Genomic DNA, 18080 nt, shown 5'->3' with positions numbered 1-18080 from the left:
TGAATTGTGGGTCGCGCGTGACGCTGCCGCACGTTCAGGGCTCGACCCTGAGGCGGGCCAGCGCGGCGTCGAGGGCGATCTGTTGGGTCCGCTCGCCGTAGGTCTCCGGGTCGACACAGGCGAGGGCGTTGAGCCCTTCGACGAGGGCCACCAGGCTGGTGGCGGTGTCGGCCGCCTCGGCCGGCTCCAGGTCGGGCCGGGCGGCGTGGACCAGTTCCCGGACCCGGGCGACGAAGCGCCGGTTGTAGTCGCGGTGCAGGTCGGCCAGGACCGGATCGGCAAGCGCGGCGGCGAGGAAGCCGACCCAGACCCGGGCCTCCTCCCGCTTCTCCTCGGTGGGCGAGGCCGCCTGGAGCAGCACGGCTCGCAGCGCCGCCACGGGGTCGGCGGCCGTGGCCTGGGCGGCGTCGGCACGCAGGCCGGTACGCCGGTGCAGCAGCTCACGGGCGTGCACGAGCAGGGCCTGCTTGTCGGCGAAGGTGTGCAGCACCATTCCGGTGGTGCAGCCGGCCCGCTCGGCGACGGCGCGCAGGGTCAGCCCGGGCAGGCCGCGTTCGGCCAGCACCGACCAGGTGGCCGCCGACAGGCGTCGCCGCTGGTCGGCGAGATCACGCCGTCTGGCCATCCGTACCCCTTCCCGGTCGACGACTCGTACCGTAGCGTACGTTACGGTAACGACCGTTACGGAAAGGCTGGCAGGTGCTCACCATCGATCGCGAACCCTGGGACTCGACCGACGCCACCCGGCTCCGCGCCGCCCAACGGGCCGAACTCGACGCCCGCTACGGCTGCGACGACCACGAGCCAGGCGAGGAACCCACGGCCGAGACGGTGAGCGTCTTCCTGATCGCCCGCGACCCGGACGGCACCGCCGTCGGCTGCGGCGGCCTGCGCTTCCTCGCCGCCGGTTCCGCCGAGATCAAACGGATGTACGTCAGCCCGCCGGCCCGGGGCACCGGCGTCGCGACCGCCGTCCTGCGCGCCCTCGAACAGGCCGCCCGCGACGCCGGGGTACGCACCCTGCTGCTGGAGACCGGCACCGCCCAGCCCGACGCGATGCGCTTCTACGAACGGGAGGGCTACCGGCGCATCGACAACTTCGGGCCGTACCGGGGCGAGCCACTCTCCGTCTGCTACGCCCGCGACCTGCCGTGACAGCCCGGTCCGCCGCCCGCCCCGTGCCGGACGACGGACCAGGCCCGGCGGTCACCCCTGGTGGCAGCGACCGCAGCCGCCCCGACGACGCAGGTGGTACGCGTACGTCGCGGCGCCGAGCGCGAGCCCCCAGAGCGGGAAGAACATCAGCGGGAGACCCGCCGCGCTGAGCCCTCGGCCGGGCTCCCAGAACTCGGGCAGGCTCAGCGCGTTCAGACCGGCCGCGGTGGCCAGGACCGCGACCGCCGTCGCCGGGACCACGGCCAGCCGCACCGGCACCCGCCGCCCGGCCAGCCCCACCATCCAGCGCGGGAACCGCTCACCCCAACGCTGCACCAGACCCAGGGTCAGCACCGAGCCGACGGTGGCGAAGGCACCCAGCCCGGCCCCCGCCCAGACGGCGCCGCTGTCGCGCAACTCGGCGAGGTCGTCAGCGGAGAGGCCGAGCGGGATGCCGGCCAGCCAGGCGAACCGGGTCAACGCGTACCCGACGGGGATCACCGCCGCCACCCAGACGGCCCACCGGCCCCAGCGGGCGGCGGCCGCCGGGGTGGCCCACCCCCGGTCGGTGCCGTCGCGGCCACACGCCACACAGCGACCGGCGGTACGCCGCTGCCACCCCAGCAGCACCCCACTCAACAGCACACCACCGCACATCGCGGCGACGCGAGCGGCCAGCGGCCAGGTGAACACGTCGGCGTAGTCCACCGGCGGCCAGCCGAACGGCCAGCCGATCAGCAGCATCGGCGCGTACCCGAGCAGGGCCAGTACCTGCACGCCGGGCACCACCACGGCCAGCAGGAACGCGACGGCCCAGCCGTAGCCGAGCAGCAGCACCCGCAGCGGGCCGCTCGGCGTGGTCCTGCGGCTGACCAGGACCAGTGCGGCGGCGGTGAGCAACATCCCGGCGAAGAACGGCGGCCCGGCCTCCGCGGGGAGCAGCCGGAGCAGGGTCGAGTCCCGCTGCGGGTCGTCGGCGCCGAACGGGTAGCCGGTGCCGGTGCCGGCCGCCACCAGGGCGAGCAGGCCCCACAGTCCGAGCCAACCGGCGACGAGTGGGGCGAGCAGGCCGGCAGGACCGGTCGTCTCGCGGTGTTCGGAGGGCTACGTTCGTCATGACCCCAGCCTCGGCCGGGGCGCCCGCCCTGCCCTCCCGGGTGGAGGGGAATCGTCTCCCCCTCCCGGGGGACACCTCAACCGGCCGGCGTGACGAACCCCGACTCGTACGCGGCTATCACCGCCTGGGTGCGGTCACGCACCCCGAGCTTCGTCAGCACGTTGCCGACGTGCGTCTTCACCGTCTCCACACCCACCACGAGTCGGGTGGCGATCTCCGGGTTGGACAGTCCGACAGCCATCAGCCGCAGCACCTCCGCCTCCCGTTCGGTGAGCCGGGCCGCCCGCAGCCCGTCGGCGTTCCGCCGCCCGTACGCCCCGACCAGCCGGCGGATCGCGGCCGGGAAGAGCAGCGACTCGCCGCGCGCCACCACCCGTACCGCCGCCACCACCTCGGCCGGCCGGGCCCGCTTGAGCAGGAACCCGCTGGCGCCGGCGCGCAGCGCGTCGTAGACGTACTCGTCGTTGGCGAAGGTGGTGATGACCAGTACCCGGGGCGGCTCGGCGGAGGTGGCCAGCAGGTGTCGGGTGGCCTGGATGCCGTCGATCCCGGGCATTCGCACGTCCATCAGCACCACCTGCGGGCGGTGCCGGGCGACCAGCGGGGGCACCTCCGACCCGTCCGCGGCCTCGGCGACGACCCGCAGGTCCGGCTGGGCGTCGAGGATGGTCCGCAGCCCGATCCGGACCAGTTCGTCGTCGTCGACGATCAGCACGTCCACGCTCATCCGTCCGCCCCGATCGGCAGTCGCACCCGAACCCGCCACACTTCTCCGTCCACTCCGGCGGTGACCCGGCCGCCCAGCAACAGCACCCGCTCCCGCATCCCGATCAGCCCCCGCCCACCGCCCGGCGCCGCCGCACCGCCGGACGCCGACCGGGCCACCGCGTTGATCAACTCGATCTCCAGACCGTCCGGCGACACGTCCACCCGTACGGTCACCGGCCCGTGGCCGTGCCGGGCGGCGTTGGTCAACCCCTCCTGCACGATCCGATAGCCCTCCCGCGAGACCACCGCCGGCAGGGTGTCCAGCGAGCCGCGACTGCGGCTGCGCACCGACGTGCCGGCCGACCGGGTGTCGGCGATCAGTTCGTCCAGGTCGGACAGGGTCCGCTGGGGAGCGGCGACCGATGGTTCGCCGGTCTCCCGGAGCAGCCCGAGCACGTGGTCGAGATCGTCCATCGCCCGCCGACCGGTCTCCTCGATGGCGGCCAGCGCCCGGCGGACGAACTCCGGGTCGCCGTCGAGCACCTCGCGAGCGGCACCGGCCTGGAGGGTGGCGACGGTGAGCGCGTGGCCGACCGAGTCGTGCAGTTCCCGAGCCAGCCGGTTGCGTTCGGCCAGCCGCGCGGCCCGGGCCTCCAGCGCCGCGATCCGCTCGGCCGACGCCGGTCCCAGCAGCGCCGGGGCCATCGACGCGGCCAGCGCACCGAGCCCGGCCACGGCGTAGCCGAGCGCGACCAGCACGAGCACCCCGACGAGGGTCAACCAGCCGCCGTCCCGGCCGTCGAACGGCCCGAACCGCTCGGCACCGGTGATCCCGACGTCCACGCCCGCCTGGGCGGCGATGAAGGCCAGGGCCATCGGCACCGCGCTGAACAGCGCGGCCACCACCAGCGCGCCGCTGGTCAGGTGCAGTCCGATCCAGAGCGCGGCGCGCAGCCGGGTCTCCCGGTCGAGCCGGTGACCGGGCATGGGCTCGGGCACGTCGACCCCGAGCAGCCCACGGACCGCGGCGATCTCCAGTGCCCGGCTACCGCCGAGGAAGATCGGTACGACGGCGATGGTGGCCGCCGGCACCAGCAGCACCAGGACCAGCAGCCGGGGCGGCCCGGGGGTGGTGAACATCTGCGCGAAAGCCACCCCGAGCAACGCGTACGGCAGCGCGAGAACCCCACCGAGCAGCAGGAACACGCCGCGCCGCCAGGTGGAGCCGGCGACCAACGGACGCAGCGGCGCGGGACATTCCATCGCCCCATGATGCCGATGCCCCGCCGGCCGGTCACCGCGACCTGGGGTACGACAGCGCTCAGCCGCGCATGCGGGACCTGATCAGCTTCGGTACGGCCGCGAGCCCGGTGACCGGGCGGAACGCCCGGGCCGCGTTGACGAGCGCCGCGTACTCGTCGTCGGTCAGGTCGATCTCCGCGGCGGCGGCGTTGCGTTCCAACTGCTCCACACTCGACGCACCGGGGATGGCCACCACGTTCGGGTGACGCAGCACGTACGCCAGGGCGATCTGGCTCGGCGTCGCGTCGTGCGCGGCGGCCACCTGCCGCAGCGTCTCGATCAACGCGCCGCCGCGTGCCAGGTTCTCCGGCAGGAAGTACGGGTTGGCCCGACGGATCGCGCCGACCGGCGGATGGTTCGCGTCGTACCGCCCGGACAGGAAGCCCTGCGCCAGCGGGCTGTACGCGATGACCAGCCGACCGGCCTGTTCGGCGTACCGGAGCAGATCCTCCTCCGGCTTGCGGTCCAGCATGCTGTAGCGGACCTGGTTGCTGAGCACCCGCCGGCCCAGTGCCGCCTCCGCCACCTGCCAGCGGCGCAGGCTGTAGTTGCTCACCCCGACCTCGGCGACCAGGCCGACGTCCTGCAACACGCGCATCCCGCGCATGGTCCGGTGGTCGCTGACCACCGGATTGGGCTGGTGAACCTGGTAGAGATCGATGGCGGTGACACCGAGCCGGGCCGCCGACGCCACCGCCCGCTGCTGCACCACCGACGCGACCGGCAGCACCGGCAGGATCTTGGTGGCGATGGCCACCTTGTCCCGGTCGGCGGCCAGTGCCGCGCCGAGGAGCCGTTCACTGCGACCGAATCCGTAGATCTCGGCGGTGTCGAAGAGGGTCACGCCCAGCTCGACGGCGCGCCGGACGATGGTCGCCGCCAGCCGTTCGTAGTCGGGGCCGTATCCCCACTCCCGCGAACCGAACTGCCACGTACCGAGACCGATCCTGGACAGAGGCTTCGCAGTGTCGAGCCGCACGTAACGCATACCTCGACGCTACCCGTCGCGGCGCACCACGGCCGCAGCTCAGGCCAGCGACCGTACCTCGGGATATGGTCATGATCGTGACTTACCTCGCCGCGGATGCGCGCTACGACCAGATGACCTACCGGCGCAGCGGAGCCAGTGGGCTTCGGTTGCCCGCGATCTCGCTCGGCCTGTGGCACAACTTCGGGCCGGACCGCCCGTTCGAGCGCCAGCGGGACATCGTCCGACGCGCCTTCGATCTCGGCGTCACCCACTTCGACCTGGCCAACAACTACGGTCCACCGCCCGGCTCCGCCGAGGAGAACTTCGGCCGGCTGCTCGCCGGCGACCTCGGGCCGTACCGCGACGAGCTGGTCATCTCCAGCAAGGCCGGCTACCTGATGTGGCCGGGCCCGTACGGCGAGTGGGGTTCCCGCAAGAACCTGATCGCCTCGCTCGACCAGTCGCTGCGCCGGCTCGGCCTGGACTACGTCGACATCTTCTACAGCCACCGGTACGACCCGGACACGCCGCTGGAGGAGACGATGGGCGCTCTCGACGCCGCCGTCCGCTCCGGCAAGGCCCTCTACGTCGGCATCTCCAACTACACCTCCGAGCAGACCGAGCGGGCCGCGGCGATCCTGCGCGACCTGGGCACGCCGTTGCTGATCAATCAGCCGGCGTACTCGATGTTCAACCGGTGGACCGAGCAGGACGGGCTGCTCGACACGCTGGAGCGGGTCGGCGCCGGCTGCATCGCCTACAGTCCGCTGGCCCAGGGACTGCTCACCGACCGCTACCTCGACGGCATCCCGACCGACTCCCGGGTGCGCACCAGCGTCTTCCTCAACGAGAGCGACGTGAGTGAGCAGCGGCTGGCCACCATCCGTGGACTGGCCGCCATCGCCGAGCGCCGGGGCCAGTCCCTCGCCCAGCTCGCGCTCGCCTGGGCGCTGCGCGACCCCCGGATGACCAGTCTCATCATCGGCGCCAGCAGCGTTTCCCAGTTGGAGGCGAACATCGCGGCCGTGGACAATCTCGACCTGACCGCCGAGGAGCTGGCCGACATCGACGCCCAGTTGAGCTGACGGGCCGAGGACCCTGCCCCCGGTCGGTGTCCGGCTCTAGCGTGAAGGGTGGAGGTGGGCCATGCGAGTGACGGTGTTCAGCACCAAGCCGTACGACCGGACGTTCCTCAGCGAGGCGAACGCCGCAGCCGGTCACGAGTTGACCTTCCTGGAACCTCGGCTCACCGCGCAGACCGCCCGGCTGGCCGAGGGGTCGGACGCGGTCTGTGCCTTCGTCAACGACGACCTCTGTGCCGAGGCGCTCGGCCAGCTCGCCGACGTCGGCGTCCGGGTGGTGGCGTTGCGCTCGGCCGGCTTCAACAACGTCGACGTGGTCGCCGCCCGCAAACTGGGGCTGACCGTGGTGCGGGTGCCGGAGTACTCACCGCACGCGGTGGCCGAGCACACCGCCGGCCTGATCCTCTCGCTGAATCGTAAGATCCACCGCGCCTACAACCGGGTACGCGAACACAACTTCGCCCTCGCCGGCCTGCTCGGCTTCGACCTGCACGGCCGTACGGTCGGCATCGTCGGCACCGGGCGGATCGGCGTCTGCGTCGCCCAGATCATGGCGGGTTTCGGTTGCCGGGTGCTGGCCAGCGACCCGTACCCGAACGAGGCGGCCGTCGCCGCCGGGGTGGAGTACGTCCCGCTGGAGCGGTTGCTCACCGAATCGCACATCGTCACCCTGCACTGCCCGCTCACCCCGGACACCCGGCACCTGATCGACGCCGACCGGATCGCCCTGCTCCGCGAGGGCGTCATGCTCATCAACACCGGCCGGGGGGCGCTGGTGGACACCCGGGCCGTGATCGACGGGCTCAAGAGCGGCCGGATCGGCTACCTCGGCCTCGACGTGTACGAGGAGGAGAGCGAGCTGTTCTTCGAGGACCGCTCCGAACGGGTCCTCGGCGACGACGACTTCGCCCGACTCACCACCTTCCCCAACGTGCTGATCACCGGCCATCAGGCGTTCTTCACCGAGGACGGCCTGCACAACATCGCCGAGACCACCCTCACCAACCTGACCACCGTGCAGAACGACGGCCCCGACGCCGTCCCCGCCCCGGCCCGGGTCTGCTGACCCCATCCCACGCGCGAACCTCGCACTTCCGGTCGCCGAGATGCCGTGATCGGCGTGGCGACGCGCCGACACGTTGAGTGATCTGTCCGAAACTAACCGTTGAGCTGTCGATGGACAGACACACACGAGAGTGGATCAAACTGGTCGATATAGCTTGCCCATCGGAAGCGTCCAGCTTCGATGAGGAGGGCTCTCGTGACGTCCGTACCGACCAGCAGAACCCGACCGGGGATCATCCTCGCGATCGGGATCACCACCGTCCTGGCGGCGGCGCTCGCCGCCGCGCCGGCCACCGCCGCGCCGACCGCCGAGGCTCCGACCACCGCCGCGCGCACCGAGGCGCACGGCGCGGTCGCCGACTCGGGCGCCGTACCCGCCGCCGCCGCGCTGCCCGCGGCGCAGCGTGGCCTCGACGGCGTACGGGGTTCCGGCACCTCCGCATCGGTCGGCACCGGCAAGGCCGGGCCGGGCGGCAGCCGCTTCGACGTCGGCGCTCGCCCGGTCGCGTCCGACGGCGACTCGATCGGCATCCAGAGCGTCATCGGCACCGACAACCGGGTCCGGGTCGACCCGACCACCGTCTTCCCGTCCAGCGCCATCGTCCAGATCGTCCGCACCACCAACGGCACCACCTGGGGCTGCACCGGCTGGCTCTACGGTCCGAGCATCATCGCCACCGCCGGGCACTGCGTGCACCCGGGTGGCGGCCAGAACGGCGGCGGTGGCAACAACTTCTACCCGCGCGGAGACTTCCAGATCATCCCGGGCCGCAACGGGACGTCCACGCCGTACGGCACCTGCACCGCCACCCAACTGCTGTCGGTCAACGGCTGGACCCAGAACGGCGACGAGACGTACGACTACGGAGCCATCCGGCTGAGCTGCGCCGCCGGCAACAGCACCGGCTGGTTCGGCATGTGGTGGCAGAGCGCCTCGCTCACCGGCACCGCGACCACCGTCAGCGGTTACCCGTGCGACAAGACCTTCGGCCAGCAGTGGCGGCACGCCGGGCAGACCGTCACGGCCACCCACACCCGGCAGGTGTTCTACCAGAACGACACCTTCGGTTGCCAGAGCGGCAGCCCGGTCTACCAGACCCGGGCCGCCGGTAGTTCCTGGTGCGTCGGGCAGTGCGTGATGGCGATCCACGCGTACGGCCTGCACGGTTCCTCGCCCCACTCCACGAACAACCACGGCACCCGGATCACCGAGAGCGTCTTCAACAACCTGATCACCTGGCGTGACAGCTGACCCGAGTCACCCGTGCGGGTGGGTGTGCGTCCTGCCGCCCACCCGCACGGAACCGACGGCATTCCGAACACGTCCCAGCTACTGTCCGTCATCACACGTGAGGGGGCAGTCATGAGCAGGACGCGTCTCGGGGTGCTCGCTCTCCTGATCGCCGCGCCGTTGCTGATCGGGGCGAGTCTGCTGGTCTTCGGCGGCGACGACCCGGTCTCCGACGACGGGCCGCCACCGCCGCCGGGCAGCACCAGCCCGGCCGGAACCGTGACCGGCACCGTCACCACCCCGGCTGGCGAACCTGTACGCCAAGCGCCCGTGCAGGTCACCGCCCTCGACGAGCCCGCGCCGGCGATTCCCGAGATCGGCGTCCTGACCGGAGACGCCGGCCGCTACGAGTGGCGGCTCCCGCCGGGCCGGTACGAAATTGTCGTGAGCACCGGCGAACGGAACAGCGCCCCGCAGACCGCGACCGTTACCGCCGACCAGGTCACCCGGCTGGACTTCACCCTCCCCTGATGCGAGCCCTCAGGCGGGATTCGCCAGTCATCCCTGACCTGCCGAGATAACGCTCTCACGAATAGCGCTGGAGTGCTTGACGCGCCCGTGACACAACCGCAACGATGTATGTACATGCCTCAAGCTCGCACCGGCGACGGCGCGTTGAGCGGGCCACGAGCATGCTCGGCACACCACCTTCACCCCCACCAGGCGTGATCGGCGCACGCCGTCCTCGAAAGGACCCACCGTGCGCAGATCTCTGCGATCGTGGCTCGGCGCCGTAGTGAGCGCGATCCTCGTGGCGGGCGGCATCGTCGTCGCGCCCCCTGCGGCCAGTGCCGCACCGTTCACCGTGCTGGTCTTCAGCAAGACCGCCGGATTCCGGCACGGATCCATCGTCCCCGGCATCGCCGCCATCCAACAGCTCGGCGCGGCGAACGGGTTCACCGTCGAGACCACCGAGGACGGAGCCCAGTTCACCGACGCCAACCTGGACCGCTTCGCCGCGGTGATCTGGCTGTCCACCACCGGTGACGTACTCAACGCCAGCCAGCAGGCCGCGTTCGAGCGGTACATCCAGGGCGGTGGCGGATACGTGGGAGTGCACGCCGCCGCCGACACCGAGTACGAGTGGCCCTGGTACGGCGGGCTCGTCGGGGCGTACTTCGCCTCGCACCCGGCCAACCAGACCGCGACCATCAAGGTCGCCGACCAGGTGCACCCGTCCACCGCAGCGCTGCCGCAGCGCTGGAACCGGTTGGACGAGTGGTACAACTACCGCACCAACCCCCGGGGCAGCGTGCACGTGCTGGCCACCCTGGACGAGAGCACCTACAGCGGCGGTGGCAACGGGTACGACCACCCGATCTCCTGGTGCCACAACTACTCCGGCGGCCGGGCCTGGTACACCGGCCTCGGGCACACCGACGAGTCGTACGCCGAGCCCAACTTCCGTGCCCACCTGCTCGGCGGCATCATGAGCGCGGCCGGCGCGGCCGAGGCCGACTGCGGCGCTACCGTGACCAGCAACTTCCAGCAGGTCGAGCTGGCGAAGGGCGCGGCCGAGACGGGCGAGCCGATGAGCCTCACCGTGCTGCCGGACCGGGGCGTGTTCCACACCTCCCGCAACGGCGTCATCCGGCACACCGACGCGGCCGGCAACACGAAGGTCGCCGCCACGGTGCCGGTCTACACCGGCGACGAGGAAGGCCTGCAGGGCATCAAGGCCGACCCGAACTTCGCCACCAACCGCTGGGTGTACGTGTTCTACGCGCCACCGCTGGACACCCCCGGCGGCGGGGCGCCGACCACCGGTACGCCGGCGGACTTCGCCCGGTGGAACGGCGTCAACCGGCTGTCCCGGTTCACCGCCAACGCGGACAACACCATCAACCTGGCCAGCGAGACACTGATCCTGGACGTGCCGACCAGTCGTGGCATGTGCTGCCACGTCGGCGGCGACATGGACTTCGACGCGGCCGGCAACCTGTACCTGTCCACCGGTGACGACACCAACCCGTTCGAGTCGAGCGGCTTCACCCCGATCGACGAGCGGGCCGGCCGCAACCCGGCCTTCGACGCCCAGCGCACCGCGGGCAACACCAACGACCTGCGCGGCAAGGTGCTGCGGATCAGGCCGAGCGCAGCTGGCGGGTACACCATCCCGGCCGGGAACATGTTCGCGCCGGGCACCGCGCGGACCCGCCCGGAGATCTACGCGATGGGCTTCCGCAACCCGTTCCGGATGAGCGTGGACAAGGAGACCGGCGTCGTCTACCTGGGCGACTACGGTCCGGACGCGGGCACCGCCGACCCCAACCGGGGCCCGGCGGGCAACGTGGAGTTCGCCCGGATCGACCGGCCCGGCTTCTACGGCTGGCCGTACTGCACCGCCCGCAACGACGCGTTCAACGACTACACCTTCCCGTCCGGTCCGTCCGGCCCGAAGTTCGACTGCGCCAACGGGCCGGTGAACAACTCGCCCAACAACACCGGTCTCACTCAGCTGCCGCCGGCCATCCCGGCCTGGCTGCCGTACGGCGGTTCCGGGTCCCCGCCGGAGTTCACCGGTGGCGGTCTGTCCCCGATGGGCGGCCCGGTGTACCGGTTCGACCCGGACAGCACCTCGGACGTGGCCTTTCCGGAGTACTACGACGGGACGTACTTCGCCGGCGAATTCGGCCGCCGCTGGATCAAGAACATCAAGCTCGACCCGGCCGGCCAGCCGCTGAAGATCAACCCGTTCCCGTGGACCGGCACCCAGGTCATGGACATGGAGTTCGGCCCGGACGGCGCGCTCTACGTGCTCGACTACGGCACGGGCTGGTTCAACGGCGACGCCAACTCGGCCCTCTACCGGATCGAGTACGCCCGCGAGGGCAGAGCCCCACGCGCGGTGGTCTCGGCCACCCCGACCAGCGGCGTCGCACCGCTGACCGTGCGGTTCTCGTCGGCCGGCACGCTCGACCCGGACGGCGACCCGTTCACCTACGCCTGGGACTTCGACAACAACGGCACCACCGACTCGACCGCGACGACCCCGACGTTCACCTACACCGCGAACGGCACCTTCAGACCGACCCTGACCGTCCGGGACAGCACCGGCAAGGTCGGTACCGCGAGCACCGTCATCACGGTCGGCAACAGCGCCCCGGTGGTCACCGTGAACACGCCGCTGAACGGCTCCACCTTCACCTTCGGCGATGCCGTACCGTTCAGCGTCACGGTCACCGACACGCAGGACGGCCCGATCGACTGCGCCCGGGTGAAGGTGAACTACGTCCTCGGTCACGACTCACACGGCCACCAGATCAGCAGCGTGCAGGGCTGCTCCGGGGTCATCCAGACCTCGGTTGACGGCGAGCACGACACCGCGGCGAACATCTTCGGCATCATCGACGCCGAGTACACCGACCTCGGTGGCGCCGGTCAGCCACCGCTCACCACGCACACCCAGGCCGTGCTCCAGCCCCGGGTGCGTCAGGCCGAGCACTTCGGCGACTCGTCCGGCATCCAGGTCGTCACGCCGGGCAGCGCGAACGGCGGCGCGGCGATCGGGTACGTCGACAACAACGACTGGATCTCGTTCCACCCGTACAACCTCACCGGCATCCAGTCGTTCAGCGCCCGGGTCGGTGCCCCGGCGGGCGGCGGTGGCACCCTCGAACTGCGGGTCGACTCCCCCACCGGACCGCTTGTCGGCCAGGCGACGGTGGTACCGACCGGCGGGTACGCCACCTTCGCCACGGTCACCGGCGGGATCACCGCCCCGACCGGTACCCGCACCCTGTTCCTGGTCTTCAAGGGCACCGGACCGTACTTCGACATCGACGAGTTCACCCTCTCGACCGGCCCCGGCGGCGGCCCCGGACCCGGCCCGGACCCGGGCACCAACCTGGCCCGGAGCAAGCCGGCCCGCGCCTCCAGCGTGCAGGACGCCTTCGTCGCCGCCAACGCGTTCGACGGCGCTCTCGGCACCAGGTGGGCCAGCGCGTTCAGCGACCCGCAGTGGATCGACGTGGACCTCGGTGCCACGTACAACATCAACCGGGTCAAGCTGACCTGGGAGGCGGCGTACGGCAGCGGGTACCAGATCCAGACCTCGCCGGACGGGGTCAACTTCACCACCATCCGCACCGTGACCGGCGGCGACGGTGGCGTGGACGACCTCACCGGCCTGACCGGCTCCGGCCGGTACGTCCGGCTCACCGGCACCACCCGGGGCACCGGCTGGGGCTACTCCCTGTTCGAGTTCGAGGTGTACGGCGGCACCAGCGGGCCGCCGCCGGGCACCAACCTGCTGTTGAACAAGCCGACGCTGACGTCCAGCAGCGAGGGAGCCGGCATGTCCGGCGCCCAGGCGGTGGACGGCAGCCTCACCACCCGCTGGTCGTCGGCGTTCGCCGACCCGCAGTGGATCCGGGTCGATCTCGGCAGTCCGACCGCCATCGGCCGGGTCAAGCTGAGCTGGGAGGCGGCGTACAGCAGTTCGTACCGCATCCAGACCTCCAACGATGGCACCACCTGGGTCGACGTGAAGACGGTGACCGGGGCCGATGGCGGGGTGGACGAGCACACCGCACTCGGTGCCAATGGCCGCTACCTGCGGATCTACGGCACCGCCCGGGGCACCGCGTGGGGTCACTCGCTCTGGGAACTGGAGGCGTACGCCAGCTGAATCGCACCACCACCGACGTGGCGATGCCCCCGTCCAACCCGGACGGGGGCATTCACGTCGAACAACCACCGGTTCGCACAGTGGTGCGGTCGGTGGAGCCGAGGGGACTCGAACCCCTGACCCCCACACTGCCAGTGTGGTGCGCTACCAGCTGCGCCACGGCCCCTTGTCGTCGCACCCGGTCCCCCGGGCACTGGGAGAACTATACACACGCCCGTCGGCATGGTCATCTCGCGGGGGTGCCCGCCGACGCCGGTCAGTTCAGCGCAACGTCGGGCGGGAAGTGCGCGACCGCGGCCATCATGCCGCCCTGGCGGCGCAGCACCATCGGCCAGAGATCATCAGGTCGGTCGACGAACGCGTCACCGGGCAGCGCGTCGAGCACGAACCAGGACCCGTCCTCGATCTCCTGCTCCAGTTGGCCGGTGCCCCAGCCCGCGTAGCCGGCGAAGACCCGGATGCTCTGCACGTTCTCCCGTAGCCGTTGCGGGTCCACCGACAGGTCGAGCGTGCCCACCGCGCCGGAGACCTGGTGGAAGCCTTTGAGGCGGCGCACCGGCGACCGCAGCCGGGCCAGGCAGATCGCGGAGTCGGGCTGCACGGGGCCGCCCTCGAACAGCACCGCCGGGTGGCGAGCCAGGTCGCCCCAGTCGCGCAGCACGTCCGCCACCGGCACCTCGGTGGCCCGGTTCAGCACCACCCCGAGCGCGCCGCCGGGCTCGTGCGCGACAAGCAACACGACGGTACGGTCGAAGTTCGGGTCCTTCAGCGCCGGTGTCGCCACCAGCAGCTTCCCGGTCATCGACTCCGTCGCCTGCCCGCCGATCGCCTGCCCCTCTCCCTGCATCACGCCTACCCGTCAGTCCTGCACGGGGAGGCGCAACCGGTGACACTCGTCGACGGTTAGCCCAACCGGTGACATCCGCGCTGTCATCGCCATGCCTGGCACCATAGCTTGCGCCCCCGATCCAGGCGAAGGTCTGACGGTCGGGTGATCGACAGACGGTCGGCTGGGCCGGGCCATGGCGAAATGCCCTTTGCTCCCGAGTCACCCCGATACATTCAGAAGCGATGGCAACGGTCCGCGACACCACCTACGACCTGCTCCGGGCCCTGGGCATGACCACCGTCTTCGGTAACCCCGGCTCCACCGAGGAGCCGTTCCTGCACGCTTTCCCGGACGACTTCCACTACGTGCTCGCGCTGCACGAGGCGTCGGCGGTGGGCATGGCCGACGGCTACGCGCAGGTCACCGGGGCACCGGCACACGTCAACCTGCACACGGCACCGGGCACCGGCAACGCCATGGGCAACATCGTCACCGCCTGGCACAACCGGACCCCGTTGATCGTCACCGCCGGACAGCAGACCCGGGAGATGCTGCTGCTCGAACCCCGCCTGACCGCCCGCCATCCCACCGAACTGCCCCAGCCCTACGTCAAGTGGGCCCACGAGCCGGTCCGGGCCCAGGACGTCCCCGCGGCGCTCATGCGGGCGTACGCGACCGCGATCCAACCACCGACCGGGCCCGTCTTCCTCTCGCTGCCGCTCGACGACTGGGCCCAGCCCGCCGACCCGCCGCCGCAGACCCGCACGGTGGCCACCCGGTTCGCTCCCGATCCCGAGCGGCTACGTCAGTTCGCCTCGGCACTGGCGACGAGTCGGTCACCGGCCCTGGTGTTCGGGGCCGCCGTGGACCGGGCCGGTGCCTGGGAGGCCGGGGTCGCCCTCGCGGAGCGGCTGATCGCCCCGGTCTGGTCGGCGCCCGCACCCGAGCGGACCGCCTTCCCGGAGAATCATCCGCACTTCCGGGGCGTGCTGCCCTTCGCGATCGGTCCGTTGGCCGAGCAGCTCCGGGGGTACGACACCGTGCTGGTGGTCGGTGCCCCGGTGTTCCGGTACTATCCGCACGTGCCCGGTGAGACGCTGCCGGACGGTGCCCGGCTGCTGCATGTCACCGACGATCCGGAGGAGGCGGCCCGGGCCCCGGTCGGCGACAGCCTCCTCGGCGACGCCGGCCTCACCCTCGCCGCGCTGGCCGACCTGATGCCACCGGCCGACCGGCCACCACCGCCCGCCCGGCCCGTGCCGGCGCCGGTGGAGGACTCGTCTCCGCTCAGCGCCGACGGACTCTTCGCCGCGTTGGCCCGGCACTGGCCCACCGATGGGGTGCTGGTGCAGGAGTCCCCGTCGAACCTGTCGGCGCTGCGTCGCCGCCTGCGGTTCGACACTCCCGGGTCGTACTTCACGATGGCCAGCGGTGGTCTCGGCTACGGCCTGCCGGCGGCCGTCGGCATCGCGCTGGCGCAGCGGGACACCGGCCGCCACCGGCCGGTGATCGCGGTGATCGGCGACGGTTCGTTCCACTACTCGGTCCAGGCGCTCTGGACCGCCAGCCAGTTGCGGTTGCCGTTGGTCGTCGTCGTGCCGGTCAACCAGCAGTACGCGATCCTCAAGGCGTTCGCGGAACTCAAGCAGACGCCGGGCGTACCCGGGCTGGACCTGCCCGGCATCGATGTCACGGCGATAGCCCGCGGCTACGGGTGTGCCACCACCGTCGTCGACGATCCGGACCATCTCGGCGAGGCACTGGCCACAGCGTTGCGGGCCGACGGGCCGACGGTGCTGCCGGTGCCGATCCGCACCGACGTGCCGCCGATCCTCTGAACCGGGTGACAGACGAGACAGGCGGGCGCCGGCCGATGTCGCCCCGGGACCGGACGGCGTCGGCCGGCGCGGTCAGCCGACGGTGAAGCGCAGTGGCGTCGCGTTCACCACGTCGAGGACCGGTCGATCCGCCAACGGCTCCCGCAGCGTCACCGTGACCGGCTCCAGCCTGAGCATGTCGTCGCAGACGCCGGTGCTCCGCACCACCGTGCCGCCGACCACGACCACATGATCGTGCTCCTGCACCAGTGGGGTGATCCCGGTGTCGCAGCTACCGACACCGAGCCGGAAGGTCAACGTCGTACCGTCGGCGGACTCGACGTCCTGCGCGCTGACCAGGTCCTGCGGCGCGGGCGCGGACGGCACGACCGGCTCGGGCAGGGCGCCCACGGCGTCGGGTGCCACCGCGAGCCGGGCCACCACGGCGTCGATCTCCTCAACGGTGAACAGCCAGGCCGGCACCCGCGCCTCACCCCGGCTGGTGTGCACCGGCGCGGCACCCAGCTCGACGCCGGTGACGGTGAGCGGGATGCAGGCGGCCTGCGGGCCGCTGCTCACCGGGGCGTCCGGCCCGTCCGGCGGGTTGGCCGGCGGCGGTGTGCCGGGGTCCTTCGGCCGCCCGGGACAGGGCGGCGGATCGCCCTGGTCGATCTGCCGATACGCCTCGGCGGCGCTGACCAGTGGTACGTGGAGTTCCCCGTCCGGGAAGCGGACGGCGCCGTCGGCTGGCCGCCCCGGCGGCAACGGCACCTGCTGCCGGTACCAGCCGGCGTGGAAGGCGAGCTTGGTCTCCTCGGTGAACGCGGGCTCGCCGACGAGCACCGTGGGCTCCTGGAGCGGCACGTAGCCGGTGGCCCACGCCGCACCCGGGCGCCACGCCTGCGCGACCGCCGTCGCACGCTGCTCGAACGCCTCGTGCCGGTCGCTCGGGATTCCCGGGCCGGTCGGTTCGGTGCCTGGACGGGCGCAACCGGCCATCATCAGCAGTGGCAGGCCCAACAGGGCGAGGACTCGGCGCATACCGTTCCGACGGCCCAGCACGGTGGCTGGTTCCCTGGCTGGAACAACGACTGCGCGCCCCGGTCAGGGTGACCGGGGCGCGCAGTCAGGTGGTGGAGGTGCCGGGAATCGAACCCGGGTCCTTCGCCGCCTTGTCAGGGCTTCTCCGAGCGCAGCTCGCTGTGCCTCTACTCGGCCCCTCCGATCACGCGAGCGAGTCGGTGTGACGGGCCCAGTCGCTGATTGATCTCGCCGCACGGACCCCGCGACCGGGTCCGGTTGGCCAGCCTTCTAGCTGATGCCGGCTAACTGGGTCGAAGGCGCTCCCAGGCCGACAGACTTGCTACTCGCCTCAGGCGGCGAGAGCGAAGTCAGCGCGATTGTTCTTGGCGCTTATTGGTTTCCGACGAACGATTCTCGAGACGACGTCGGCTTCCTCGGCTCGCTTCCCCTGCCGCAACGTACGAAGTCGAAACCAGTCACCCCCTCGACAGGCCGCCGATCTCCGGCGGCTCCGACAAGCGTAACGCCTGCCGCAACCGGATTCATCCCGAGCCCGGAGCGGCGCACCGGGCGGAATAAACCGGACAAATCAGTCGGCCATCCCCTTGCCGCGCCGACCCACCGCGCGCTGGATCTCCCGGTCGGCGTCCCGCTTGGCGAGGTCCTGGCGCTTGTCGTACGCCTTCTTACCCTTCGCCAAGCCGATCTCCACCTTGGCCCAGCCGTCGGAGAAGTAGACCTGAAGCGGCACCAGGGTCAGCCCGCTCTCCCGGAGCTTGCCGATCAGCCGGTCGATCTCCAGCCGCTTGAGCAGCAGTTTGCGGGTGCGCCGGGGCTCGTGGTTGGTCCAGGTGCCCTGCGTGTACTCGGGGATGTGCATGCTGTGCAGATAGAGCTCGCCGTCCCGTTCCTGCGCGAACGCGTCGACAAGCGAGGCCCGTCCGGCCCGCAACGACTTCACTTCGGTGCCGGTCAGCGCCATGCCCGCCTCGTACGTGTCGAGGATGGCGTAGTCGTGCCGCGCCTTCTTGTTGGAGGCGACGACCTTACGCCCCTTCTCCCGTGGCATCGCCGCGCCACCTCCCTTTCGT

15 protein-coding genes, 1 tRNA gene and 1 other RNA gene are annotated in these 18080 nt (G+C 71.4%); 7 read left to right on the top strand and 10 right to left on the bottom strand.

Annotation, left to right across the window (positions count from 1 at the left end):
* Nucleotides 1-34: 34 nt before the first annotated feature.
* A complete protein-coding gene (locus ENC19_RS27405; protein ID WP_164449949.1) occupies nt 35-625 on the bottom strand; it encodes a TetR/AcrR family transcriptional regulator in 591 nt (196 codons plus the stop codon).
* 74 nt (nt 626-699) lie between these two features.
* Between ENC19_RS27405 and ENC19_RS27400 the strand changes: the two genes are divergently transcribed.
* On the top strand, nt 700-1155 hold the full coding sequence (locus tag ENC19_RS27400) for a GNAT family N-acetyltransferase (RefSeq protein WP_164449948.1): 456 nt from the start codon (nt 700-702) through the stop codon (nt 1153-1155).
* Nucleotides 1156-1206: 51 nt separating this feature from the next.
* On the opposite strand, the gene ENC19_RS27395 is transcribed toward ENC19_RS27400, so the two are convergent.
* The 4 genes from ENC19_RS27395 to ENC19_RS27380 all read right to left on the bottom strand — a co-directional run bounded on the left by ENC19_RS27395 (nt 1207) and on the right by ENC19_RS27380 (nt 5270).
* Nucleotides 1207-2169: a hypothetical protein gene (locus ENC19_RS27395; RefSeq protein ID WP_328824396.1), complete on the bottom strand. Its 963-nt coding sequence runs from the start codon at nt 2167-2169 to the stop codon at nt 1207-1209.
* 179 nt (nt 2170-2348) lie between these two features.
* Entirely contained in the window at nt 2349-2999 is a 651-nt protein-coding gene (locus ENC19_RS27390) for a response regulator transcription factor (protein ID WP_164449947.1), read from the bottom strand.
* Entirely contained in the window at nt 2996-4243 is a 1248-nt protein-coding gene (locus ENC19_RS27385) for a sensor histidine kinase (protein ID WP_164449946.1), read from the bottom strand. The genes ENC19_RS27390 and ENC19_RS27385 overlap by 4 nt, the downstream gene beginning before the upstream one ends.
* Nucleotides 4244-4301: 58 nt before the next feature.
* A complete protein-coding gene (locus ENC19_RS27380; protein ID WP_164449945.1) occupies nt 4302-5270 on the bottom strand; it encodes an aldo/keto reductase in 969 nt (322 codons plus the stop codon).
* A 71-nt stretch (nt 5271-5341) separates the two neighbouring features.
* On the opposite strand from ENC19_RS27380, the gene mgrA reads away from it, so the two are divergent.
* The 5 genes from mgrA (at nt 5342) to ENC19_RS27355 (ending at nt 13320) form a co-directional block, all read left to right on the top strand.
* Nucleotides 5342-6337, top strand: coding sequence for an L-glyceraldehyde 3-phosphate reductase (gene mgrA / locus ENC19_RS27375; protein ID WP_164449944.1), 996 nt, complete (start codon nt 5342-5344; stop codon nt 6335-6337).
* Nucleotides 6338-6398: 61 nt separating this feature from the next.
* Nucleotides 6399-7400 carry a 2-hydroxyacid dehydrogenase gene (locus ENC19_RS27370; RefSeq protein WP_164449943.1) on the top strand — a complete coding sequence of 334 codons (1002 nt, stop codon included), beginning with the start codon at nt 6399-6401 and terminating at the stop codon, nt 7398-7400.
* A 195-nt stretch (nt 7401-7595) separates the two neighbouring features.
* The gene (locus ENC19_RS27365; RefSeq protein ID WP_164449942.1) at nt 7596-8651 is read left to right on the top strand and encodes a trypsin-like serine peptidase; all 1056 of its coding nucleotides are present in this window, start codon (nt 7596-7598) and stop codon (nt 8649-8651) included.
* A gap of 111 nt (nt 8652-8762) precedes the next feature.
* Nucleotides 8763-9161, top strand: coding sequence for a carboxypeptidase-like regulatory domain-containing protein (locus ENC19_RS27360; RefSeq protein WP_164449941.1), 399 nt, complete (start codon nt 8763-8765; stop codon nt 9159-9161).
* Nucleotides 9162-9390: 229 nt separating this feature from the next.
* Nucleotides 9391-13320, top strand: coding sequence for a ThuA domain-containing protein (locus tag ENC19_RS27355; RefSeq protein ID WP_164449940.1), 3930 nt, complete (start codon nt 9391-9393; stop codon nt 13318-13320).
* A gap of 93 nt (nt 13321-13413) precedes the next feature.
* On the opposite strand, the gene ENC19_RS27350 is transcribed toward ENC19_RS27355, so the two are convergent.
* Nucleotides 13414-13486 (bottom strand) — tRNA-Ala (locus ENC19_RS27350).
* A gap of 90 nt (nt 13487-13576) precedes the next feature.
* A complete protein-coding gene (locus tag ENC19_RS27345) occupies nt 13577-14167 on the bottom strand; it encodes a YqgE/AlgH family protein (protein WP_164449939.1) in 591 nt (196 codons plus the stop codon).
* A 224-nt stretch (nt 14168-14391) separates the two neighbouring features.
* On the opposite strand from ENC19_RS27345, the gene mdlC reads away from it, so the two are divergent.
* Nucleotides 14392-15987 (top strand): benzoylformate decarboxylase, encoded by a 1596-nt coding sequence (gene mdlC / locus ENC19_RS27340; RefSeq protein ID WP_164449938.1) that lies wholly within the window; start codon nt 14392-14394, stop codon nt 15985-15987.
* Nucleotides 15988-16059: 72 nt separating this feature from the next.
* On the opposite strand, the gene ENC19_RS27335 is transcribed toward mdlC, so the two are convergent.
* The 3 genes from ENC19_RS27335 to smpB form a co-directional block, all read right to left on the bottom strand.
* Nucleotides 16060-17007, bottom strand: coding sequence for a hypothetical protein (locus tag ENC19_RS27335; RefSeq protein ID WP_164450059.1), 948 nt, complete (start codon nt 17005-17007; stop codon nt 16060-16062).
* 90 nt (nt 17008-17097) lie between these two features.
* Nucleotides 17098-17473: a transfer-messenger RNA gene (ssrA, locus tag ENC19_RS27330) on the bottom strand.
* Nucleotides 17474-17578: 105 nt separating this feature from the next.
* Nucleotides 17579-18058: an SsrA-binding protein SmpB gene (gene smpB / locus ENC19_RS27325; RefSeq protein ID WP_164449937.1), complete on the bottom strand. Its 480-nt coding sequence runs from the start codon at nt 18056-18058 to the stop codon at nt 17579-17581.
* Nucleotides 18059-18080: the final 22 nt, after the last annotated feature.

This window comes from Verrucosispora sioxanthis, assembly GCF_010560025.1.
In the GTDB taxonomy this organism is placed as follows: Bacteria; Actinomycetota; Actinomycetes; order Mycobacteriales; family Micromonosporaceae; genus Micromonospora; species Micromonospora palythoicola.
This window is presented reverse-complemented; position numbering and strand designations above follow the sequence as displayed.